Genomic DNA, 23,439 nt, shown 5'->3' on the forward strand with positions numbered 1-23,439 from the left:
CCGCGTCAGTCGACCATCCACGTATCTTTGGTCCCGCCTCCCTGCGACGAATTGACGACGAGGGAGCCCTCCTGCAACGCCACGCGCGTGAGACCACCTGCGCACATCGTCACGCTCTTGCCGGACAGCACGAACGGCCGCAAGTCGATATGGCGCGGCGCGATGCCGGATTCGACAAAGGTCGGACACGCCGACAACGCGAGCGTAGGCTGCGCGATATAACCCGCGGGCCGCGCAATCAGGCGCTCCCGGAACGATTCGATTTCGGCTTTCGTCGATGCCGGTCCCACCAGCATTCCGTAGCCGCCCGCGCCGTGCACTTCCTTCACGACCAGCTCGGGCAGATGCGCGAGCGTGTACGCGAGATCGTCAGGCTTGCGGCACTGGAACGTGGGTACGTTGTTGAGGATCGGCTTCTCGCCGAGGTAAAACTCGATCATTTCCGGCACGTACGGGTAGATCGATTTGTCGTCGGCGATACCGGTGCCCATGGCGTTCGCCAGCGCCACACGTCCGGCCCGATAGGCGGTCAACAGACCCGGCACGCCCAGCGCCGAATCGTTGCGGAAAGCGAGCGGATCGAGAAAATCGTCGTCGACGCGGCGATAGATCACGTCGACACGCTTCGGTCCCTGCGTGGTGCGCATGAACACATAGTTGTCGTCGACGAACAGATCCTTGCCTTCCACCAGTTCGACACCCATCTGCTGCGCAAGGAAGGTGTGCTCGAAGTACGCGGAGTTGTACATGCCCGGCGTGAGCACCACCACGACCGGATCGTCGACGCCTTCGGGCGCCACCGAGCGCAGGGTGTCGAGCAGCAGATCGGGATAATGCGCGACCGGCGCAATGCGGTTCTGCACGAACAGCTCGGGGAAAAGCCGCATCATCATCTTGCGGTTTTCCAACATATAGGACACGCCCGACGGCACCCGCAGGTTGTCTTCGAGCACGTAGAACTCGCCCTCGTCGCCTGCGCGCACCACGTCGACGCCGGCGATATGCGCGTAAACACCGAGCGGCACGTTGACGCCCTGCATTTCAGGCCGGTATTGCGCGTTGGTATAAACCTGTTCGGCCGGCACGATGCCGGCACGCACGATGTTGCGATCGTGATAGACGTCGTGGATAAACAGATTGAGCGCCTGCACCCGTTGGCGCAAACCGGCCTCCAGCGTCTGCCATTCGCTGCGCGGAATGATGCGCGGAATCAGATCGAAAGGGATCAGCCGCTCGGTGCCGGACAAATCGCCGTTCACCGCGAAGGTGATACCGACCCGGCGGAACAGCAGGTCGGCTTCCGCACGCTTGCGTGCGATCGCCTCATTGCCCTGCTTCACCAGCCACCGCTCAAAGCGCGCGTAGTGTGGCCGCACGGCATCGTCATGATGACGCATCTCGTCATAGCATCGCATGTCACGCCCCGCTCTTGTTGTCGGATAGAAGGCGAATGCGCTGCGCATTCGGTGTTCGACAATCGTTGAAGCAAGCGCTATGCCATTGAGCTTTTCGCGTGCCAAATACAGTGCATGCACGCCAACAGCGCATCCCGACCGGCATGGCCTCGCTGCCATCGTACTGCGGCGGCTCATGATGCGCTAGTACGGTGCATAAGCGGCACCTTGGCGGGCAGCGGCGAGTTCGCCAAACCACGGCAGGCGCGCATAAAAAATCCCCGCGGATTCGCATCCACGGGGATTCGGACAACTCGCACTGCGGGTCGGCTCAAACGTTAACCAAGGTTAAAAGCGCACGGTTAAAAACGCACCGTTAAACAACCACGCTCAAAAACCGCGGCAACGCATGAAGCACGATTAGCCTGCTGCTGCGTCTTTCAGCTTCTTCAGCGGACGTGCCTTGATGCGCACGCTAGCCGGCTTGGCCGGGAACCAACGCTCTTCGCCCGAGAACGGGTCTTTGCCGAAGCGCTTCTTCTTCGCCGGCACAGCTTGCACGACGATCTTCAGAAGACCCGACAGCGTGAATTCGCCAGCGCCCTTCTTGTGCACAGCGCCGAGGATCGTGTCTTCGAGCGCGGCCAGAACGGCCTTGGCGGTCTTCGGTTCCACAGCAGCGCGTTCAGCGACGTGTGCAGCCAGCGAGGCCTTCGTGAAGGTGTCCTTGATCGGCGACGGAGCGCTGGACGCCTTCACGGCGACCTTCTTAGCTGCGACGGCTTTCTTCGCAGGGACTTTCTTTGCAGCAACCTTCTTGGTCGGTACCGGGGCAGCAGCCTTCTTGGCCACCTTTTTTGCGGAAGTCGGCATGTTTCTCCTACCTGTAGTGGTCAGTAAATTGCACGAAGCGCACACGGTATGCGCACGCTTCAACGCCGGATTCTACAAGCGCTAATACGATTTGCGCGACTCTTTTGTGTATAACAGCGAAGGTTTGTTGCGCGGCGCAGACTGCGCAACACATTTTGATCCTTGTTTTAGCGGGTAAACGTGCGGCGGCGCGCGTCGGACCGGTCTGCAACACGAACACGTAACGTGCGTTACAAGCCATTTCGACGCCTGAATTGAGGCACTTTCGGCACCGGGCGATCGTCGACGGATAGCGACTCGATGGCGAAACCGTGACTCGCCGACGCGTTCGCCACGCCGATTCACGCGACGGAAAAAACACGCCCCCTGCAGCGAAAGTCTCTGCAAGGGGCGGCTAACATTGCTCTGCGACAGAAAATCGCAGGCCGTTTCAAGGATAGGCTTAAGTAATCTTCGAGCGTGTTTTGAGTCGTCAGCGGGCGAGCCGCGGCAGAATGTCGGCGAGCCTGGTAAGGGCCGCGTCGATATGTTCGACCGCAATGCTGCCGTAACCCAACATCAAACCGGGCTGCGGCTTCGCACGCTGATAAAACGGCGCGAGCCCATACAAACCGATCGACGCTTCACGCGCGGCGCTCACTAGCGCCTCCTCGGTCAACGGCGCCTTCAGCCACGTCGCCATATGGATGCCGGCGGTCGGCACAATCGGTTCGAACCACGGCGCGAGGTCGCCCTGCAAATGCTTCAGCAGCATCGCGCGGCGCGCCGCATAGGTCTTGTGCATGCGCCGCAGATGTTTGGCGAAGTCGCCGTTGAGCATGAAGGTCGCGAGCGCGGTTTGCGTGAGGGTGCAGCCGTGACAGTCGGCAATCTGTCGGGCCTTGAGAAGCGGGCCATAGAGGGAGGCCGGCGGCACCACGTAGCCGACCCGCAGTTCCGGAAAAATCGTCTTCGAAAACGTCCCCACGTATGCGACCAGACCGGCGCGGTCGAGACTCTTCAGCGGCTCCATCGGCCGGCCTTCGAAACGGTACTCGCAGTCGTAGTCGTCCTCGATGATCACGGCGCCGCGTTTCTGCGCCCATTCGAGCAACTCGACGCGCCGCTCCAGACTCATCGGCATGCCGAGCGGGAACTGATGCGAGGGCGTCACGTAGACGATCCGCGCCTTGTCCGGGAGCTTGCTCACGATCAGGCCTTCGGCGTCCACCGGCACCGGCACCACGCGTGCGCCCGTAGCCGTGAAGCACGCCTGTACCGGCGGATAGCCTGGGTCTTCGAGCGCCGCGATCTCGCCGGGCCGCAATGTGATGCGCGCGATCAGATCGAGCGCGTGCTGCGCGCCTTGCGTGACGATCACGTCGTCCCAGTTGCTCGTGACCGCGCGGTTGAACGCCAGGTAGCGCGAAATCGCGAGGCGCAATTCCTGTTCGCCGGCCACGTCGCGATACGTGCCTGGGCCGCGCGCCTGCACACGCAATGCGTGGTTCACGCAACGGCGCCAGACGTCGAAGGGGAACAGCGATTTGTCGGTCGCGCCGCCGACGAAATCGTGCGGCGAGGCCACCGTGGGCCGCGGCAATGGCAAAGTCTCGGGCATCTCTTCCCACAGCGGTTGGGCACGCGCTGCCGCTTTCGGCTTCGCCTTCGCCCGCTCGCGCGCCGACTCAACCGCTAGTGCATGCGACGAGCGCTCCGCCGGCAGACGCTCCAGACCATCGGCGACGAAGGTGCCCGAACCGGCGTGCGCGCTCAAATAGCCTTCAGAGAGCAAGCGTTCGAATGCTTCGAGTGTGGTCTTGCGCGAGACGCCCAATTGCGTGGCGAGATCGCGCGTGGACGGCAAACGCGTGCCGCCGGCGAGGCGCCCTTCGAGTATGCCGGCACGCAACTGCCGGTAGATCTGTCCGGACAGATCGTGACGCCCGTCGACCGCGATATGGATGTCCATCCGAGTGGCTACCTTAAATATCCGGGAAATGCTTATTCCGAAAGACCAATACCGACCGTAAGCTTACCTCCGTCGGCGCCATCGGAGCAGAAACGTACCGGACATTTACGACAAGGAACCGCGCATAAAACGCAAAATGGCGCGCCTCTGTAATACGAGGCGCGCCATCTTTGTTGCACTACCGGGAAGCGATTACTCCACCACTGCCCCATTCAATGCAGCCGCTTGCCGCGCGTTCTCACGCGCTTCATCGCCGCAACGCTGATGCTCACGCGAGAGCTTGCGCATCAGCGGCAACAGCAGCACGGCGATCAGCGCGCCCAACGCCGCAAGCCAGCCCAAGCCGTTAAACAACTTGGTGTACAGCGGCAGCGATTCGAGCGGATCGAGATTGCCCGCCGGCATCTGCGCGAAGTTCGCCACCACGCTGCCCAGATATTGCGACACGCCGGTTGCCACGAAGTAAGCGCCCATCATGAAGCCGCTCATCCGCGCCGGCACGTAGCGCGCGATCATCGCGAGGCCGAGGCCGCTCACCAGCAATTCGCCGAGCGAATACAAACCGTAGCCGCCCACCATGAACCACGACGACACGCGGCCGTTCACCGCGTAGTTGCCGCTCGCCGCATAGACGAAGAAGCCGGCCGCCACCACCGCGAAGCCGAACGCGTACTTCACTGCGACCGGCACGTCCTTGCCGCTCTTCGCGAGCTTCGTATAGAGCAGCGCGAGCACCGGGCTCAGCAACATGATCCAGATCGGATTGAGCGCCTGGAACTGCGCGGCGCTCCACGTGAACCACGTCTGGCCGAACAGAATGAAACGCGGATCGACGTTGCGCAGCGCGAACAGCGTGAGCGACGTCGACATCTGCACGTAGAACACGAAGAACAGGATCACCTGCGCGGTCAGGATCAGCGCCGCCACCAGGCCCGAGCGCTCTGAGCGTTCGCACTTCACCAGCATGTAGCCGAAGATCGCCAGAATCGCGACGCCCGCCGTGTACACGCAAGCCACCGCAATCGCCTTGTGCTGCAGCACGAACATTGTGACCGCGCCAAGCACGATACCGCCCAACGCAACCGCGCCGACGCGTTTCCAGCGAATCGGCTCGGCGTCCGGCGTGGAGCCGATTTGCGCGAGCGTGCGGAACATGATGAAGTAGTTCAGCACCGACAGCAGCATGCCGGCGCAGCAGACCGCGAATGCCGTATGCCAGCCCCAATGGTCCTTGATCCACGGCGTGGCGAGCATCGACACCGTCGAGCCGATATTGACCGCCATGTAATAGATCGTGAATGCGCTGTCGATGCGCGCGTCGTCGCCTTCGTAGATGCGACGCACGAGATTCGCGGCATTCGCCTTGAACAGCCCGTTGCCCACCACGATCACGCCGAGCGACGCGTACATGTAGCTCAATTGCTCATTAGGTAACGCCAGCATCAGATAGCCGGCTGCCAGCACGCCGGCGCCGAAGATCATCGTGCGGCGCGCGCCGAGAATCTTGTCGCCAATCCAGCCGCCGATCGACGGCGATGCATACACCAGTGCCGTAAACGCGCCCCACGTGAGGGTGGCGTGGCTGTCGGTGAAGTTCAGCTTGTCGATCATGAACAGGACCAGCAGCGCGGCCATCCCGTAGTAGCCAAAGCGCTCCCACATCTCGATCAGAAAGACCGTCGAGAACGAACGGGTCTGCGAGACCGGTGCGCTGGCGGGATTGGACGAATTCATCATGAACCTCTTGTTCTTACGGTTGCAGCGGCACGCGGACTGGCCACGCGGCGCGAAAAACTGGATCTGGGAAAACGGTCGGCGGAGCCGGCGCGACGCGGCACAGGCATTTGCATAGGCATGTGCGTAGCCAGCGGCACGCTCAGCTACGCGCTCATCTGCAAGCCACGTTGCAAAGTGAGGCGCCTGTACCAGCAGAAAAACCAGGGAATGGGATGGAGGCCCGCCACGCGGGACGTCCCGAAGGAAGTGCCCTTGGGGGACGCTTCGCCACATCGGGCTCGGGTTCCGGCAAGCGGAACGGGCTCAATGATAAAGCATTGTGGGGAACGGCTATCCGGCGGGCGGCAGATGACGGCCGCGCCGGGCGGCGGGCACACAGCCCACGGCGGGAAAAATCGGCAGTGATAGTCATGTCCTCATGCCGGCGAGCGTTCTGATGGAACGTGCCGGACAATGCTCCGCCGCGCAGGATCGCTGCGCGCGGAATAAAAAACAGCGGTTGGCGTCGCGTCTGATACAAACACGTGCGCCCATCCGCCAAGCGGGCCTGATTCTGCAAACAGAAACACGGTTCGTCACTCAGGGAATTCACTGATGCCACGCCAATTACCTGTTCTTACGCGCCATATTCCTTCATTCCCCAGTCGGGTGTGGCTGAAAATAGTCTTTGATGTCATGCCTTTAACGTCTCCTGATACTCAATTTGCATCAATGCCGACACCCATTGCATACAGCAGTCTTTACCGCATCCGCTTTCAGTTTCTCGCCGATTGCCGGTCAAAACGGCTGGCGCGGATTTCGGTTCTGGCAACATAGAGCGTTGTCTCGAAATTGCGGCCCCTTGCACGACCGGGCGCCGAACGGCCCGCCACCCCGGCCTGGACCGCAATCAAACCATATTTACTTATATCAAACAAATTTTGACGGGCTAATTTCCTCCTGCTATGGTCACGACAATTCAAAAGAACAACCCGGCACTCGAACTTGGGAGCAAGATCCGCGCGCTGCGGCAACGGCTGAAGCGCACGCTGGATGAAACGGCAACAGCGGCGGGGATTTCCAAACCGTTTTTGTCGCAAGTCGAACGCGGTCTGGCGTCACCGTCCATCACTTCGCTGGCCGGGATTGCCCACGCACTCGGGGTGACGGTGCAGTATTTCGTCGACACGCCAAGCGAAGAACGCTCGATGTGCCGCGGCGATCAGTTGAAGTTTTTCGGTTTTGCGGACTCGGCCAATCTGTTTGCACGGTTGACTAATCTGACGGGCGGCCGTCAGCTCGAAGCGATCCTCGTGAGGATGCCGCCCGGGCAGAAACGCTCGGAAGTCACCACGCATGCCGGTGAAGAGTTTATGTATGTGATCAGCGGCGAAGTGTCGTTGACGCTGGAAGGCAAGACGTTCGTGTTGCACGCGGGAGACAGCGCGCATTACGAATCGACGGTGCCTCATAGCTGGGCGAATACCGCGCGTATCGAGACGGTGGTCGTCTGGGTGGGTACACCGAGACTGTTTTAAAAAGCAGGCACCTTTTCCGGTTGATCCGGCCAGGGTTTGCCTGCATTACGAAATGTAAGGAATCCTGCATGTCGCGCAACCAGCACGGGCAACAAGGGCCGCCCCGCCCCGAGCACCGCAGATAACCGGGCGCCCCGGCGCCAGCGCGTTCTTCTCTCGACCTTTCCTGCGACTTCAACCGATGAAAACCCCGTTTGCCTACGCGACGGCGCTGACTGCGCTCGTCCTTACGTTTCAGCCCTCCGCCTTCGCCGTCAACGTACCCGCAGGTGTCACCCTCGCCGCAAGCCAGGAAATGACCCGCCAGGTACCGGCCGAAACCGAATCGCTCGACCCCGCGCATATCGAATCCTGGACCGGCGACACGATCGCGCTCGACATGTTCGAAGGTCTGACGCGCATCGACGCGGCCGGCGCGATCGTGCCGGGCGTCGCGCAATCGTGGACGCGCACCGGGCCGACTACGTGGGTTTTCAAGCTGCGCCACGACGCGCGCTGGAGCAATGGCCAGCCGGTCACGGCGGCTGACTTCATCTATGCATGGCAACGCGTGCTCGATCCGAAAACGGGTTCGAAATACACGGTGCTGGTCGAATTCGTAAAGAACGCCAAGGCGATCCTCGCCGGCAAGGCGCCGCTGACGAGCCTCGCCGCACGTGCCGTCGATCCGTACACGCTCGAAGTCACCACAGAAGTGCCCGCCGCCTTCTTCCCGCAACTGACCGCCATGCCGGCCATGGCCCCGGTCAATCGTGAGACCGTGACCAAATTCGGCGGTGACTGGACCCGTCCCGGCAACTTCGTCGGTAACGGCCCGTATGTGCTGACCGACTGGCAGCCAAGCAACCGGCTGGTGGCATCCAAAAGCAGCACGTACTGGAACGCCAGCAAGGTCGTGATCACGAAAGTGACCTATCTGCCGATCGAAAACGACGAAACGGCGATGCGCATGTATCAGGCCGGCCAGTTCGACTACACGTATTCGATTCCGTCGGGCATCTATGCGCAGGTCAGCAAACAGTTCGGCTCCGAACTGAAAACCGGCCTGCAGATCGCCACCTACTACTACAGCCTGAACAACGAAGACCCGGCATTCAAGGACAAGCGAGTGCGCCAGGCGCTGGCGATGGTGCTGGATCGCGACCTGCTGACCAAGCGTATAACGGCCGACGGCGAGGTGTCGATGTACGGCCTGATCGCCAAGGGCACGGAAGGCTCGAACGTCTTCACGCCTGACTGGGTAAGCTGGCCGATGGCCAAGCGCGTCGATTACGCGCGCAATCTGTTGAAGGCCGCAGGCTATTCGGACGCGAAGCCGCTGACGTTCACCCTCACCTACAACACCAACGACCTGCACAAGAAGGTCGCGCTGTTTGCCACCTCGGAATGGCGCACCAAGCTCGGCGTGACCGCCAAGCTCGAAAACGTCGAATACAAGGTCCTGCTCAAGCAACGCCACGACGGCAAGGTGCAGGCCTCGCGCGACGGCTGGTTTGTCGACTACAACGACGCCAACTCGTTTTTCGATCTGATACGCTGCAACAGCGTGCAGAACGATCAGCGCTACTGCAACCCGCAAGTCGACAAACTGGTCGATGAAGGCAACCTGCAACTCGACGACGCGAAGCGCACTGCCCTGCTCACGCAGGCGCACGATCTGGCCATGAACGACTACCCGCTGGTATCGCTCTTCCAGTACTCGGCGGACCGGCTGGTCAAGTCGTATGTCGGCGGCTACACGTCGACCAATTACGTCGACCAGCGCGCCACGCAAGACATGTATCTGATCAAGCACTAAGCGCGGGAGCACCGTCATGCTGGCCTATACGCTGCGCCGCACGCTCTGGGCGATCCCGACGATTCTCGCCGTGATCACCGCGTGCTATCTGCTGCTGCACCTCACCCCCGGCGGGCCGTTCGACACGGAGAAACACCTGTCGGCGGCCGTTCTCGCGAACCTCAACGCCAAGTATCACCTCGACGAACCGTTGTGGCTGCAGTACCTCCATTACCTGGGCTCGTTGCTGCACGGCGACCTCGGCCCGTCGTTCCGCTACGCCGACTGGAGCGTCAACGATCTGGTGTGGAAGGCGTTGCCGGTGAGTCTCGGCGTCGGCGGCGTATCGGTGCCGATCGCACTGGTGATCGGCGTCGCGCTTGGCACGCTGGCCGCGGTGCGGCGTGACCGCTTCGTCGATCACTTCGTGATGGTGCTCGGCAATATCGGCAACGTGGTGCCGCCGTTCGTGCTCGGGCCGGTGCTGGTGTGGATCTTCGCGATCCTGCTGAAGACTTCCGAAGGCCACGGCTGGCTGCCGGCCGGCGGCTGGGGCGAAGGCGAGTGGCGCTATCGCGTGCTGCCGATCGTGCTGCTCGTCATCATCAACGTCGCCGGGATCGCGCGCGTGATGCGCGGCAGCATGATCGAAGTGCTGTCGGGTAACTTCATCCGCACAGCGCGCGCCAAAGGTCTGCCGGGCCGCACGATCGTGTTGCGCCACGCGATGAAGCCGGCGCTGATGCCGGTCGTGTCGCTGCTCGGCTCGATCTGCATCTCGTCGATCACCGCGGCCGTGGTCACCGAATCGGTGTTCGCGCTGCCGGGTCTCGGCCAACTGGTCGTCAACGGCGCGATCAATCGCGACTACACCCTCGTGCTCGGCCTCGTCGTGCTGACGACCGCCGTCGCCGTGCTGTTTAATCTGCTGGTCGACCTCGCGTATGCATGGCTCGATCCGCGCATCCGGTACTGATCCATGGCCCGCTCATTTCAAACGACTGCCGCGGCGCTCGATCCGCTCGCGGCCATTGCCAACGCGCCGCGTTCGCGCGGCCCGCTCGCCACCGCTGCCGCGCGCTTCGTGCGCAACCGCGCGGCGTTCGCCGGCTTTGTCGTCTTGCTGCTGATCGTGATTGCCTGCGTGGCCGGTCCGTGGTTCCTGCCGAACAATCCGATCGATAGCGACTGGAGCGCGATCAGCCTCGCGCCCACGCTGCAAAACATGCACTGGTTCGGCACCGACGAACTCGGTCGCGACCTGCTCGCGCGCACGCTGCAAGGCGGTCGCGTGTCGCTCGAAGTCGGCCTGCTCGGCACACTGGTATCGGGACTGATCGGCGTCGCATATGGCGCTACCGCCGGCTATCTGGGTGGCCGCGTCGACGCGGTGATGATGCGTATCGTCGACATGATGTACGCGATCCCCTACATGCTGATCGCCATCCTGATGATGACGCTGTTCGGCCGCGCGTTCTATCTGGTCGTCCTCACCATCAGCGCGTTTTCGTGGCTCGACATGGCGCGCGTGGTGCGCGGTCAGACGCTGTCGCTGCGCTCGCGCGAATTCATCGACGCCGCCCGTGCGATCGGCGTGAGTTCGCGTTCGATCATCGCGCGCCACATCGTGCCGAATCTGTTCGGCGTGGTGGTGGTGTACGCGAGCGTGACGGTGCCGAATATCGTGCTGACCGAATCGGTGCTGTCGTTCCTCGGCCTCGGCGTGCAGGAACCCATGACGAGCTGGGGCGTGCTGATCCAGGACGGCGCGCAGAAGCTCGATTCGATGCCCTGGCTGCTGTTGTGCCCGGCCGTGATGCTGTGCATCACACTGTATTCCGTGAATTTCGTCGGCGATGGTCTGCGCGACGCGTTCGACCCGAAGGACCGCTGACATGCCGCTACTCGAAGTCAAAGACCTGAGCGTGCGCTTCACGCGCCGCGAGGGCGCACCCGTCGACGCGGTGCAGCGCGTATCGTTTTCGCTCGAAGCGGGCCGCACGCTTGGCATCGTCGGTGAATCGGGTTCGGGCAAAAGCCAGACGGTGATGGCGCTGCTCGGCCTCCTGCCCGGCAACGGCAAGGTGTCGGGCGCCGCGACCTATCGCGGCGAAAACCTGCTGACGATGAACGAAGCCGAGTTGAACAGAATTCGCGGCGATCGCATCGGCATGATCTTTCAGGACCCGATGACCTCGCTCAACCCGTTCCTGACGATCGAACGGCAGATGACCGAGACGCTGCAACTGCATCGCAAGATGTCGCGCCGCGAAGCACGCCGCCGCGCCATCGAAACGCTCGAAACGGTGCGTATTCCCGATGCCGCACGGCGCATCAACATGTATCCGCACGAGTTCTCCGGCGGCATGCGGCAACGCGTGATGATCGCGATGGCTCTCCTCTCCGAGCCGGAAATCCTGATTGCCGACGAGCCGACCACCGCGCTCGACGTGACCGTGCAGGCGCAGATCATCGAACTGCTGCGCGAACTGAACCGCGAACGTGGCACCGCGATCATTCTGATCACGCACGACATGGGCGTCGTGGCCGGTTTGTGCGACGACGTGATGGTGATGTACGCCGGCCAAACCGTCGAGCAGGCGAACGCCGCCACGCTGTTCGCCGCACCGACCCATCCGTACACGATCGGTCTCCTGAACGCGCTGCCGCGCCTCACCGACGACGATGACCGTCCGCTGCAAACCATTCCCGGCAACCCGCCCTTGCCCGGCGAAGTCGGCGAGGGCTGCGCATTCGCACCGCGCTGTACGTATTGCTCCGACCGCTGCCGCGAGTCGCGGCCTGCGCTTATCGCGTCGCCTACGGCTGCCGATGCGTTGCGCGCGTGCCACCGGCCGGTGCAGGAAATCATGGAGGTACAACACGTATGAACGCCACTTCCATTGCAAGCCAGGGCCAAAGTCCGGCAACGCTGTTGTCAGTCGACAATCTCAAGGTGCAGTTCGGCGTGCCGCGCGGCGGCTTTCCATGGTCAGGCAATGCGACGCTGCGCGCGGTGGACGGCGTGTCGTTCAGCGTGCGGCGCGGCGAAACCGTGGGACTCGTCGGCGAATCGGGCTGCGGCAAGTCCACGCTGGCGCGCGCGATCATCGGCCTCGCGCCGGTGGCGAGCGGCAGCGTGCGCTGGCTCGACAAGGAAACCGTACTGACGGGCGCGCAGCGCGATACCTCGCGCTTGCGCCGCGACGTGCAGATGATTTTCCAGGACCCGCTCGCCTCGCTCGATCCGCGCATGACGATCGAACAGATCGTCTCCGAACCCTTGCGCACGCATGGCCAGGACATTGCCCGCACCGACGTGCAACGGCGCGTTCTGACCATGCTCGAACGCGTCGGTCTCAACGCGCAGCATCTGCGCCGCTATCCGCATGAGTTTTCCGGCGGCCAGTGTCAGCGCGTCGGGATTGCGCGCGCGTTGATCGGCGAACCGCAACTGGTGATCTGCGACGAGCCGGTGTCGGCGCTCGACGTCTCGATCCAGGCGCAAATCGTCAACCTGTTGCGCGATCTGCAGCGCGAGTTGTCGCTGTCACTGCTGTTCGTCGCGCACGATCTCGCCGTCGTCAAGGCGATCAGCCACCGCGTGCTGGTGATGTATCTGGGTCGTGTGATGGAGTTCGGCGACAAGCGCGACGTATATGGCACGCCGCGTCATCCGTACACGCGTGCGTTGCTGTCGGCCGTGCCGGTGCCCGATCCGGTGGTTGAACGCGCCCGCCGTCATCTGCTGTTGCGCGGCGAGATTGCGTCGCCGCTCAGCCCACCCTCCGGCTGCGCGTTTCGCACGCGCTGCCCGGATGCGATCGAGGCCTGCGCCAGCGAGATTCCGCAGGCTGTCACGCATGGTGCGAGCGCGACACGCGTCGCGTGCATTCGCGTGAACGACGCCTCCATAGCAGTCCCCTTAGGGCATCGCTAAAGAGATCAGTCTGAAAATTTAAACCGTATTCCCCGGCGCGGCGGGCCGCCGCGCCGTTGGATTCGTTCGTCCTGCCATCAGCGGGACAAACGATACGCGTGGACTGGCTAAACGCCAGCCAAAGACTCACCAAAATAACAGAGACGTACTACATGAAAGATAGCCGAACAAAAAAGTGGTCAAAAAAAACTAATGCAGCCACCTTCTTTTACTGCGCATTCACGCTGCCCGCGCTGACCATCGGCGCGAGTGCCTACGCCGACGACGTCGTACTGGAGCCCACCTCCGATACGACGAAAACTCAAACACTCGCGCAAACGTTTTCCTCTCCTACGCAACGATCGCAAGCAACGCCCGCCTCGCATAGTTCGCAAGCCAACGCGCCCGGCAAGCGCAGAGCCGAACAGGGCGGCCAGGTGCGCAACGATCAACCCGACACCACCAATGCCGTCGTCAATGCGGAAGCCAGCCAGACGGTGACGCCAGCCACGCCGCCGTCGAGCCAGGCAGCGAGCAAGGGCTTTATCGCCGATAGCCATCTGAACCTGCAGTTCCGCAACTATTCCGACTACTTCCAGGCGCCCACCTCGATCTATCGTCACGCGTGGGTTCAGGGTGCGCAAGTCAACTACGAATCCGGTTTCACGCAGGGCCTGGTTGGCTTCGGTGTCGACGCGTCACTGTTCGCCGCGCTCAAGCTCGACGGCGGCAACGGCGCCGGCAACATGGTGCACGTCGGCAAGGACGGCGGCGGCTCGCAGCAGCTCGCGTGGGCTTACCCCGGCATGTACGACATCAAGGGACGTATTTCGGAAACGGTCGTGAAGTACGGTCTGCAGACCGTCACCAATCCGTTCCTCGAACCGCATGACAACCGCGCATTGCCGCCGACGTTCCTCGGTGTTTCGATGGTCAGCAACGATCTGGTTCACACGACGCTGGAGGCCGGCAGTTTCACCAAAGTCGATGCACGCGGCCACACGAACCTGACTAACCTGACCACCTCGTACGGCGGCACGCGCATCGACCGCCTGACTTACGTGGGCGGAACGTGGCACTACGCGAAGAACGGCGAAATGGCGCTGTACGTCGACCAGGCGGACGACGTCTGGCGTCAGTACTATGGCTCGGTCGCGCAGTCGTTCGGCGACCCGACCACGATCAAGTGGAGCGGTCTCGCGAATATCTACTCGACGCACGATACCGGCGCATCACGCCAGGGGCATATCAACAGCAACGCGTACAGCCTGTCGGTTTCCGCACAGCACGGCCCACATGCGCTGCTGCTCGGTTACCAGCAGGTGCTCGGCGATCAGTTCTTCGACTACGTCAACGAGACCAACGGTATCTACCTGACCAACTCGATGGACGTCGACTACAACGCGCCGCATGAGCAGTCGCTGCAATTGCGCTACACGTTCGACGGCAAATACGCCGGCGTGCCGGGGCTCAAGGCGATGTTCTGGGGCGAGTATGGCTGGGGTGCGGACGCGTCGGCGGGTGCCGCGGACAATGCTTCGGCGTCCGCGCCGCTGCACAACCTGTACTGGAAGAACGGTGAACCGGTGCACGGCCACCATCACGAGTTCGGCTTCATTCCGAGCTATACGCTGCAAAGCGGCCGCTTCAAGGACACGAAGGTCACGTTCATCGCGATGTGGCACAACGCCTCGCACTATTACTCCGATGGCAACAATATGGAGTACCGGTTGGTGGTGAATGTACCGGTGAAGGTGTTTTGAGCGGGGCGGGGCTCCAGGCCCTGTGCTTAGGCGCATAAGAGCGTTGTTATCTCCGCCTACAACGCCGGGGCCTCGATTCTCGATCAACCGCAACCTCCTTCGTTGGCTGTCCCGTTGCGGTCGGGGTTGTGCGTGGGAGCGGAAACATCTACAACCCCGTCAAGGGCAGTTCATTCCGACCGTGGGTGATGAAGCATAAGCGCGGCGGCGACTTTGTTGTTTATTCGGATTGTCGTTTTGTGCCGATTTACCCACCCATGACGGTCTACCTATGATGGGAATGCAAGGATATTCCGAAGGCATGATGGCGTTCTACGCGCTCGTCCTTATTGCGTTGGTTGTGCTGGCTAGCTTCGTCCGGTCGCTGGTCATCATTTTTTCGCAGTCAACGGAACGGGCTGCTCGCGTCGGGCGCATCGCCGGGTTGTGGGTCACACGAATTGCCAGCGTGGCCGTGCTATGGATTGCCGTCAATTACTGGATCGGCGCTGACCTGAGGTCAAAGGCACACGACTGCAGAAAGACGCCCTCGGATGGAGGACGTTACATAGCCGAACTGTGCCTACTGCGATGGAATCCCGGAAACGATTCTGACTACGTAGGCCGCGTGTACGACGCAAAGAATAGCGAACTGTTGGCCGAGCGAACATTCAGCACACCCGTACCAGAGTTGTCGTGGTGGAAAGAGGACAATGTTTCATTTTCGAGAGGTGGCGACGATTCTTCCTGGGTAATCCTGCCACCTTCGCTGTATGACAGACTGCTAGCCAAATTGCCCTAGGGGGTGCCACGCTCCACCTCCCGGAAGTCAGTTAGAAACCGTTCATTCAGGCAGTGGCAGCTAATGCACCAACGCGGCGGAGATTTTATCGTGTATTCCGACTACCCGGTTATTGGACTGAATCCACCAATTGAATTGGGGTTTCTATGAAAGGGCTGCAAGGATATAGCGAGAGCATGCTGATGCTTTGCATCCTCTCCATTGTCGTCACAGTCACGTTGGTCAGTTTTGTCCGGTCAGTCATGTTCATCTTTTCGAGCGGTGACGGCAGGACCATGCGGACTCGCCAGATTGCCCTGCTCACGGCCGAGCGCCTCGCCATTGTGGTCGCGTTGGCCTATACGGGCAATTATTTGCTGGACGTGCGACAGCGGTCGCACGCTGCGACGTGGCACAACGTGCCATCCGATACGGATGCCCGCTACACGGCCAGCTACAGTTATCTGTGGAACAACAAGATTCTTCTACGTCTATACGACGCAAAGTCCAAGAAGCTGTTAGCGGAAAGGACCTATTTCAATCTTGATGCACCGAACCTTGCTTGGACAGACCACTCGCTTATCTACGACACGTCAGCGGACGGCGATGACGGTGAAATCAGTCTGCCGCCGTCACTCCTGGACACTCTACTCGCCAAACTGCCGTAGCGCCGTGGCTTCCGTTTTGCGTTGGCAGGGTGTACTTGACAGGCAAAACCGCGTCGGCTCAACGTGACGCCCTATTCGCTTTCAGTTTCAGATTAACCCGCGATCCGCTCCGTAGTCATCGCCCGCGACAAACCATGCATCGGCCGGCGCAACGCGACATCGAAGGGATTAGTTTGCGGGCCGATCGCATCCGCCTGACGGCGCAGCAATTCGACCACCATCGGCAGGCGATCGTCGCCGAGACGCGCCGCCAGCGTGCCCACGCTCAGCGCCGCCACCGCGACACCCGTGCGATCCAGAATCGGCACCGCCACGCCCGCCATGCCGTCGAGTACCCCACTATTGCGGCCCGCGTACCCGAGTTGGCGCACACGCTCGATCTCGGTGCGCAAATACACTTCGTCGAGCACGCCATAGCCGCGAATGCGCGGCACATTAAAGCGGATGATCTCTTCACGCTCCGCTTCCGGCAGGAACGCGAGAATCGCCAGACTCCCCTGACCGACACCCAAGGCCACGCGCCCGCCAATATCGCCGGTGAACGAGCGAATCGGAAACGGCCCTTCGCAAATGTCGAGACACACCGCGTCGAAGCTGCTTTTGACCAGCAGAAAAATCGTGTCGCCAAGACTCGCGCAAAGCCGCAGCAGCGCGGGACGGCACAGCGTGCGCATGCCGCTCGGATTGCCGGCCTGCGCGGCGAGCGCGAAGAAATCGACACTCAGCCGATAAAGCTTTGAGCTTTCGTCCTGCTCGACGATGCCTTCCGCGATCAGCGCGTGAAGAATGCGATGCACCGTGCCTTGCGTGAGACCCACCGCCTTCGCGAGACGCGTGACGCGACCGCCGTCGGGTTGCGCTTCGGATAACGCACGGATCACCGCGAAGGCGCGCTCCAGCATCCCGGGGCCGGGCGGACTGCCGGTATCGGCCAGTGCGGGATCGGCATCTCGTTTGGTGGCAGCATTCATCTCTGTCGCTCCGATTTATTTCATTGACCGGAACACTATAGAGGGAATTATCCATGAATGGAATATTCCCGGCACGCCCGTTCCATTTGCACTTTATTCAGATTCATAGGGATTTTCCGGACGTCATGGAACGGAATGATCGATGCCAGTCTTGCCGAATACATTCCATCCATCGGAATTTTTTCTAAACTTATACCGTCAAACGGAATTTGAAATTGACGCCATGCAATTTGGCTGGATAGAGTCGGTTCCATCGAGGTAGTAGCCGATTGAACCGGTGTCGATCCATCCAAAGGCCAGATCATGTCGTTCCTCACACTCACGGACGTAGCGAAATCGTTCGGCGATCTGCAGGCAGTCGCCGACGTGAACCTGTCGGTTGAGAAAGGCGAGTTCGTTTCGCTGCTCGGACCGTCGGGTTGCGGCAAGACCACCACGTTGCAGATGATCGCGGGTTTCGTCGAAACGACGCGCGGCCGCATCACGCTCGACGGCCGCGACATCACTCACATGAAGCCGAACAAACGCGGTCTCGGCATCGTGTTCCAGAGCTACGCGCTATTTCCGCATATGAGCGTCGCAGAAAACGTCGGCTTCGGTCTGGAGATGCGCAACATCGACAAGGCCGAACGCAAGGAGCGAGTGCGCGAAGCGCTGGCACTGGTGCGGCTCGATGCGCTCGCGCACCGCTTTCCGCGCGAGTTGTCCGGCGGCCAGCGGCAGCGTGTGGCGATTGCTCGCGCGATCGTGATCGCGCCGCCCGTGTTGCTGCTCGACGAACCGATGTCGAACCTCGACGCCAAGCTGCGCGAAGACATGCAGTTCGAACTGCGCGCCATTCAACGCAAGATCGGCACGACCACCATCATGGTCACGCACGACCAGTCAGAAGCGCTGTCGATCAGCGACCGAGTGGTGGTGATGGAAGCCGGCCGCATTACGCAGATCGACACGCCGTACGAAGCGTACGAACGGCCTGAAAACAGATTCGTCTCGCAGTTCATCGGCAAGGCGAACATGCTGGCAGGCACCGTGGTGGCGCGCGACGGCGACGCGATCCGTATCGACCTCGGACACGATCTCGCCGAGACGGGCCACACCGCGCAACTGCCGATGCGTGAACGCGTGATCGGCGTCGGCGATGCGGTCACGTTGTGCATTCGTCCGGAAAAACTGCGCCTGTGTGCGCCGAACGCGGGACGTCTGGCTGCCACGGTGACGAGCCGCTTCTTCCTCGGCAGTCAATGGTTGTACCGCGTGGACAGCCGGCTCGGCGAAGTGCTGGTGTGCTGCCAGAACGAAGGCACCGAACCGTTGCCGGAAGGCGCGGCGGTTGGCGTCGACTGGAACAGCGAGGCGATCCGCTTCATTCAACGGGATGCGCATCATGGCTAGTACGCTGCCCGCTTCGAACAACGACAGCATGAAGACCGGCAATGCGCGCCGCGCGCCGTGGCAGGCGTTCCTGCCGTTGTGGCTGATGTGCGCGCCGGCTTTCCTGCTGTTTGCGACGCTCGTGCTGGTGCCGCTCGTGATGACGCTGGTGCTGACCTTCTACCGCTTCGATCCGTCGAGCGGCCCGCTCGCCGCATTCCAGTTCGGCAACTATGCGGAAGTGCTGCAATCGTCGTATTTCCACACGATCTTCCTGCGCACCTTCGGCATTGCCTTTCTGACCACCCTGCTGTGCATCGTGATCGGCACGCCCGAAGCCTACGTGCTGTCGCGCATGCGCGATCCGTATCGCTCGATGTTCCTGCTGATCATTCTCGCGCCGCTGCTGGTTTCGGTCGTGGTGCGCGCGTTCGGCTGGAGCATGCTGCTCAATAGCAACGGCCTCGTGAATCAGGCGTTCGGTCTTATCGGGCTCGGACCGTACAAGCTCGAATACACCACCTTTGCGATCGTGATTGCACTGGTGCATGTGATGCTGCCGTTCATGGTGATTCCGGTGTGGACCGCATTGCAGAAGCTCGACCCGCAAACGGAAAATGCCGCGCTCTCGCTGATGGCCTCCCCCGCCACCACGCTGCGCCGCATCGTGTTGCCGCAACTCACGCCGGGCATCCTGTCGGGCAGCCTGATGGTGTTCGGCTTGTCGGCGAGCGCGTTCGCGATTCCCGGACTGCTCGGCGGACGGCGCCTGAAAGTCGCCGCCACCGCCGTCTATGACGAATTCCTCGGCTCGCTGAACTGGCCGCTCGGCGCGACCATCGCGCTCCTGCTACTGGTCGCGAATCTGATCGTGATGCTCACTTACTACCGGATTCTGGAACGCAAGTACACCAGAAGCCTCGGTTGAACCTCCCGAGATCATCATGAGAAAAAACGGCCCCATTGCGCTGATTTTCCACACGCTCGTCATCGCGTTCGTACTCGCGCCGCTCGTGATCGTGGTCCTGGTCGCTTTCACGCCCGACGAAACGCTCACGCTGCCCACACACGGCGTATCACTGCGCTGGTTCCGCGCGATCCTCAACTACCCAGACTTTATCTCGGCGTTCTTCAACAGCCTGAAGCTGGCGTTTGCCTCTGCAACGTTGTCTTTGATCGTCGCTTTGCCTGCCGCGTTGGCCATCGGCCGTGCGCGCTTTCCGGGTCGCGGTTTCCTGAACGGCTTACTGCTGTCGCCATTGGTGATTCCCGGTCTCGTGCTCGGCATCGCACTGCTGCGCTTCTTCGCGCTGATCGGTGCGACCGGTTCGTTCGCGTGGCTTGTGCTCGCGCACATGATCATCATCACGCCGTTCGTGATGCGGCTCGTGCTGGCTTCCGTCAGCGGTCTCGACCGCAGCGTCGAACATGCCGCGCACTCGCTCGGTGCTGACGCGTGGACCACGTTTCGCCGTATCACCTTCCCGATGATTCTGCCGGGCATTACCGGCGGCTGGTTGCTCGCGTTCATCAACAGTTTCGACGAGCTGACCATGTCGATCTTCGTCACCTCGCCGCAAACCGTCACGCTGCCGGTGCGCATGTACATGTATGCGACCGAGTCAATCGACCCGATGATGGCGTCCGTCTCCGCGCTGGTGATCTTCATCACGGCCGGCGCGATGCTGCTGCTCGATCGCGTGTATGGGCTCAACCGGATTCTGATCGGCCAGCACTGATGTCCTCTACCGCACTCTCTCACATGCCGTCGAATTTGCCGTCTTCCGAATCCGCCGCGCCGAAACGCGATGCGCAATTCGTTCGCGTTGCGGAAACGCAGCGTGAACCGCTTAGCTTTGTTATCGATGGTCACGAGGTCACCGCGTTGCAAGGCGATACGCTGCTCACCGCCGTGCTGATGCAACAACGTCGCGTGCGCGAAAGCGAATTCAGTGGCGCGCCACGCGCCGGCTTCTGCCTGATCGGCGCTTGCCAGGATTGTTGGATGCGTACGGAAGAGGGTCTGCGTTTGCGCGCGTGCTCGACACTGGTGACGCAAGGCATGCGGGTGGTCACGCAGCTCGCTGAAGTTGCTTCCGTTGCTGCCACTGCTGCTGTCTCTCCCGTCTCTGCTCCGACTGCTGCTACCTCTGCCGCGACGGCAAACGGAGACACGCAATGAGCAACGAACACCGCGTGGTGATCGTCGGCGCGGGACCGGCGGGCGTCCGCGCCGCCGAAACGCTGGTGGCGGCCGGCATCAAGCCCATCGTGCTGGACGAAAACGCTCGCTGGGGTGGACAGATCTATCGTCAACCGCCTGCGAACGGCGCATTCCAGCGCTCGAAGAAAACGCTCTACGGTTTTGAAGCGCACAAGGCCGACGCATTACATACGACGATGGCCGCGCTGCTTCCGCATCTCGACTATCGCCCCGACACACTGGCCTGGGCTTGTGCACCGGGCCGTCTCGATACGCTGCACGCGGGACGGGAAATCAGTGTGCCGTTTTCGCATCTGATCATCGCAAGCGGCGCCACCGATCGTGTGCTGCCGGTGCCGGGCTGGACCCTGCCCGGCGTCTACACACTAGGCGCGGCGCAGGTCGCTTTGAAGGCGCAAGGCTGTGCGATCGGCCAGCGCGTGGTACTCGCTGGTACCGGGCCGCTGCTCTATCTCGTGGCCTATCAGTACGTGAAAGCCGGTGCACAGGTGGTAGCTGTACTCGACACGAGTCCGCTATCGCAGCAGATTGCGGCGGCGCCGAAACTCGCGCGGCAACCTGCAACGTTCGCGAAAGGGCTTTACTACGTCGGCTGGCTAAAGATGCACCGCGTGCGGATCGAGCGCGACGTGAGCTTGATCGGCATTCGTGGCGACCAAGGCGTGAGTGCGATTGAATGGCGCTCTTCGGCGGACAGTTCGAAGACCGAAACCCTCGCATGCGACGCCGTCGGCATCAGTTTCGGCCTGAAGCCTGAAACCCAGCTCGCCGATCTCGCCGGGTGCCGCTTCCGCTTCGATACGCACAACCGTTGCTGGCTTCCCGAGCTCGACCCCGCAGGCCGCAGCTCCGTGCGCGGCATCTATCTGGCGGGCGACGGTGCGGGCATCGCGGGCGCCGACGCTGCCGAACTCGCCGGCCGCCGCACGGCATTGGCGCTACTCGATGACCTCGGCATTGCGCATCCACGTGGCCTCGGTATGCGCAACGCAGCTTCACTCGAGCGCAGCCTGCAACGTATCGCCGTGTTTCGCCAGGGTATCGAAGCGGCATTTGCACCACCCGCAAAATGCGCAGCCCAATGGCCCGACGACATGACCATGTGCCGCTGCGAAGAAATCGATGCAGGCACCTTGCGGCGCTGCATCCGCGGCGGCGAAGCGAGCGAGATCAATCGACTGAAAGCGCTCACGCGTGTCGGCATGGGCCGTTGCCAGGGACGCATGTGCGGCGAAGCGGCATTGACGCTGCTGGCGGAAGAAACCGGCAAACCCCTCGAAGCCGTCGGCCGTTTGCGCAGCCAGGCGCCTGTCAAACCGATTCCGCTATCGCCGGCGATGTATGCCGACGACGTCGTCGAGATTCCCGAGGAGGCGCGCGATGAGTGACACCCTGCACTACGACGTCGCGATTGCGGGCGGCGGACTGGTCGGCTCATCGGCGGCGTTGGCGCTCGCGCGGCGCGGCTTGCGCGTGGGCCTGTTCGAGCGGCGCTATTGCGGCGCACAGGCAAGCGGTGTGAACTACGGCGGCGTGCGCGTCCAGGGACGGCCCGCCGAGCAGATGCCGCTCGCGATGCGTGCACGGCGCATCTGGGACCGCTTGCCGGAGCTGATCGGCATCGACGGCGAATTCACCGTGTCAGGACATTTGCGGCTCGCGCGCAGCGAAGCCGATCTTGCCGCGCTCGAAACATGGGCGGACATGGCGCGCGGCCATGGACTGCAAGCGCAGGTCATCAGCGGCGCCACGTTCCGGCAACGTTATCCATGGCTGGGCGCTGCAGCGGTCGGCGGCTCGCTTTGTGCGACCGATGGCCATGCGAATCCACGTCTGGTGTCGCCCGCGTTCGCACGCGCCGCGCGCGCCGCAGGCGCGGACGTGCGCGAGCAAACCGAACTGACCGACATCCATCACGACGGCACGCGCTTCCAGCTACGAGCAGGCGACACGCGTATCAGCGCCGACTGGCTGATCAATTCCGCCGGCGCATGGGCTAATACGGTCGCCGGTTACTTCGGCGAAACCGCGCCGATGAAACCGATCTACCCAAACATGTGGGTCACCGAACCGCTGCCGCATTTCATCACGCACAACCTCGGCGTGTACGGTGGCGGCATCTACGCACGGCAAGTGGCGCGCGGCAATTGCGTGATCGGCGGCGGGCGCGGACATGGCGACGGCGAGTACGGTCAACCGTCGACGGAAACCACTCGCGCGGTAATGCGCGATGCGTGCGCCCTGCTGCCCCCGTTGCGCGAGGCGCTGCTGATCCGCACGTGGAGCGGCGTGGAAGGCGAAACACCCGACAGCAACCCGATCATCGGTGCAAGCCGCACGGTGCCGCGACTGTTCCATGCGTTCGGCTTTTCGGGCGGCGGGTTTCTGCTGGCGCCGGGCGTCGGCGAAATACTCGCGGATCTCGTGATCGACGGCGCCACAACCACACCGCTCGACGCTTTTTCGATCAATCGCTTCGCTGCTGTTGCTGCGCCGTCCGTCGCTTAGTTA

Annotated in this window: 22 protein-coding genes; 17 read left to right on the forward strand and 5 right to left on the reverse strand. The window is 62.1% G+C overall.

All coding sequences use genetic code 11. The features are described 5' to 3' along the window. Nucleotides 1-5: 5 nt before the first annotated feature. The 4 genes from M0D64_RS05195 to M0D64_RS05210 all read right to left on the reverse strand — a co-directional run bounded on the left by M0D64_RS05195 (nt 6) and on the right by M0D64_RS05210 (nt 5,952). Complete coding sequence (locus M0D64_RS05195) at nt 6-1,415, reverse strand: circularly permuted type 2 ATP-grasp protein (protein WP_154562910.1); 1,410 nt, start codon at nt 1,413-1,415, stop codon at nt 6-8. A 399-nt stretch (nt 1,416-1,814) separates the two neighbouring features. Then, nucleotides 1,815-2,267, reverse strand: a complete 453-nt coding sequence (locus tag M0D64_RS05200) for an HU family DNA-binding protein (RefSeq protein WP_007177969.1) — start codon at nt 2,265-2,267, stop codon at nt 1,815-1,817. A 472-nt stretch (nt 2,268-2,739) separates the two neighbouring features. Next, nucleotides 2,740-4,218 carry a PLP-dependent aminotransferase family protein gene (locus M0D64_RS05205; RefSeq protein WP_266256888.1) on the reverse strand — a complete coding sequence of 493 codons (1,479 nt, stop codon included), beginning with the start codon at nt 4,216-4,218 and terminating at the stop codon, nt 2,740-2,742. A gap of 192 nt (nt 4,219-4,410) precedes the next feature. Next, on the reverse strand, nt 4,411-5,952 hold the full coding sequence (locus tag M0D64_RS05210) for a peptide MFS transporter (protein WP_266257003.1): 1,542 nt from the start codon (nt 5,950-5,952) through the stop codon (nt 4,411-4,413). A 947-nt stretch (nt 5,953-6,899) separates the two neighbouring features. Here M0D64_RS05210 and M0D64_RS05215 point away from each other — a divergent pair. The 11 genes from M0D64_RS05215 to M0D64_RS05260 all read left to right on the forward strand — a co-directional run bounded on the left by M0D64_RS05215 (nt 6,900) and on the right by M0D64_RS05260 (nt 16,359). Beyond that, the gene (locus M0D64_RS05215) at nt 6,900-7,472 is read left to right on the forward strand and encodes a cupin domain-containing protein (RefSeq protein ID WP_154562906.1); all 573 of its coding nucleotides are present in this window, start codon (nt 6,900-6,902) and stop codon (nt 7,470-7,472) included. Nucleotides 7,473-7,653: 181 nt separating this feature from the next. Continuing rightward, on the forward strand, nt 7,654-9,270 hold the full coding sequence (locus M0D64_RS05220) for a peptide ABC transporter substrate-binding protein (RefSeq protein WP_154562904.1): 1,617 nt from the start codon (nt 7,654-7,656) through the stop codon (nt 9,268-9,270). Nucleotides 9,271-9,286: 16 nt separating this feature from the next. Next, the gene (locus tag M0D64_RS05225; protein ID WP_054040391.1) at nt 9,287-10,225 is read left to right on the forward strand and encodes an ABC transporter permease subunit; all 939 of its coding nucleotides are present in this window, start codon (nt 9,287-9,289) and stop codon (nt 10,223-10,225) included. Between the two features lie 3 nt (nt 10,226-10,228). Continuing rightward, nucleotides 10,229-11,143, forward strand: coding sequence for an ABC transporter permease (locus tag M0D64_RS05230; protein ID WP_154562902.1), 915 nt, complete (start codon nt 10,229-10,231; stop codon nt 11,141-11,143). 1 nt (nt 11,144) lies between these two features. Next, nucleotides 11,145-12,140, forward strand: coding sequence for an ABC transporter ATP-binding protein (locus M0D64_RS05235; protein ID WP_266256889.1), 996 nt, complete (start codon nt 11,145-11,147; stop codon nt 12,138-12,140). Beyond that, on the forward strand, nt 12,137-13,189 hold the full coding sequence (locus M0D64_RS05240; protein WP_266256890.1) for an ABC transporter ATP-binding protein: 1,053 nt from the start codon (nt 12,137-12,139) through the stop codon (nt 13,187-13,189). The genes M0D64_RS05235 and M0D64_RS05240 overlap by 4 nt, the downstream gene beginning before the upstream one ends. Before the next feature lie 152 nt (nt 13,190-13,341). Continuing rightward, a complete protein-coding gene (locus tag M0D64_RS05245; RefSeq protein ID WP_266256891.1) occupies nt 13,342-14,931 on the forward strand; it encodes an OprD family outer membrane porin in 1,590 nt (529 codons plus the stop codon). A gap of 128 nt (nt 14,932-15,059) precedes the next feature. Further along, entirely contained in the window at nt 15,060-15,206 is a 147-nt protein-coding gene (locus M0D64_RS44850; protein ID WP_367619649.1) for a DUF6402 family protein, read from the forward strand. A gap of 26 nt (nt 15,207-15,232) precedes the next feature. Beyond that, nucleotides 15,233-15,712, forward strand: a complete 480-nt coding sequence (locus tag M0D64_RS05250; protein ID WP_266256892.1) for a hypothetical protein — start codon at nt 15,233-15,235, stop codon at nt 15,710-15,712. A 3-nt stretch (nt 15,713-15,715) separates the two neighbouring features. Further along, on the forward strand, nt 15,716-15,862 hold the full coding sequence (locus M0D64_RS05255; protein ID WP_266256893.1) for a DUF6402 family protein: 147 nt from the start codon (nt 15,716-15,718) through the stop codon (nt 15,860-15,862). Further along, the gene (locus M0D64_RS05260) at nt 15,859-16,359 is read left to right on the forward strand and encodes a hypothetical protein (RefSeq protein WP_266256894.1); all 501 of its coding nucleotides are present in this window, start codon (nt 15,859-15,861) and stop codon (nt 16,357-16,359) included. The genes M0D64_RS05255 and M0D64_RS05260 overlap by 4 nt, the downstream gene beginning before the upstream one ends. 92 nt (nt 16,360-16,451) lie before the next feature. Here M0D64_RS05260 and M0D64_RS05265 read toward each other — a convergent pair whose 3' ends face one another. Next, nucleotides 16,452-17,330, reverse strand: a complete 879-nt coding sequence (locus M0D64_RS05265; RefSeq protein ID WP_154562894.1) for an IclR family transcriptional regulator — start codon at nt 17,328-17,330, stop codon at nt 16,452-16,454. 303 nt (nt 17,331-17,633) lie between these two features. On the opposite strand from M0D64_RS05265, the gene M0D64_RS05270 reads away from it, so the two are divergent. Genes M0D64_RS05270 through M0D64_RS05295 form a run of 6 tightly spaced genes read left to right on the forward strand, consistent with a single transcriptional unit; the run spans nt 17,634 to nt 23,436 of the window. Then, nucleotides 17,634-18,725, forward strand: coding sequence for an ABC transporter ATP-binding protein (locus tag M0D64_RS05270; RefSeq protein ID WP_266256895.1), 1,092 nt, complete (start codon nt 17,634-17,636; stop codon nt 18,723-18,725). Continuing rightward, complete coding sequence (locus M0D64_RS05275; RefSeq protein ID WP_266256896.1) at nt 18,718-19,632, forward strand: ABC transporter permease; 915 nt, start codon at nt 18,718-18,720, stop codon at nt 19,630-19,632. Before M0D64_RS05270 ends, M0D64_RS05275 begins: the two co-directional genes overlap by 8 nt. A gap of 16 nt (nt 19,633-19,648) precedes the next feature. Continuing rightward, a complete protein-coding gene (locus M0D64_RS05280; RefSeq protein ID WP_054040373.1) occupies nt 19,649-20,443 on the forward strand; it encodes an ABC transporter permease in 795 nt (264 codons plus the stop codon). Beyond that, nucleotides 20,443-20,886, forward strand: coding sequence for a (2Fe-2S)-binding protein (locus tag M0D64_RS05285; protein ID WP_266256897.1), 444 nt, complete (start codon nt 20,443-20,445; stop codon nt 20,884-20,886). Before M0D64_RS05280 ends, M0D64_RS05285 begins: the two co-directional genes overlap by 1 nt. Further along, entirely contained in the window at nt 20,883-22,316 is a 1,434-nt protein-coding gene (locus M0D64_RS05290) for an NAD(P)/FAD-dependent oxidoreductase (protein WP_266256898.1), read from the forward strand. The genes M0D64_RS05285 and M0D64_RS05290 overlap by 4 nt, the downstream gene beginning before the upstream one ends. Then, nucleotides 22,309-23,436, forward strand: a complete 1,128-nt coding sequence (locus M0D64_RS05295) for an FAD-binding oxidoreductase (RefSeq protein WP_266256899.1) — start codon at nt 22,309-22,311, stop codon at nt 23,434-23,436. The genes M0D64_RS05290 and M0D64_RS05295 overlap by 8 nt, the downstream gene beginning before the upstream one ends. The last annotated feature ends 3 nt before the right edge of the window (nt 23,437-23,439 follow it).

The organism is Paraburkholderia sp. WS6, from assembly GCF_030464835.1.
Lineage (GTDB): Bacteria > Pseudomonadota > Gammaproteobacteria > Burkholderiales > Burkholderiaceae > Paraburkholderia > Paraburkholderia madseniana.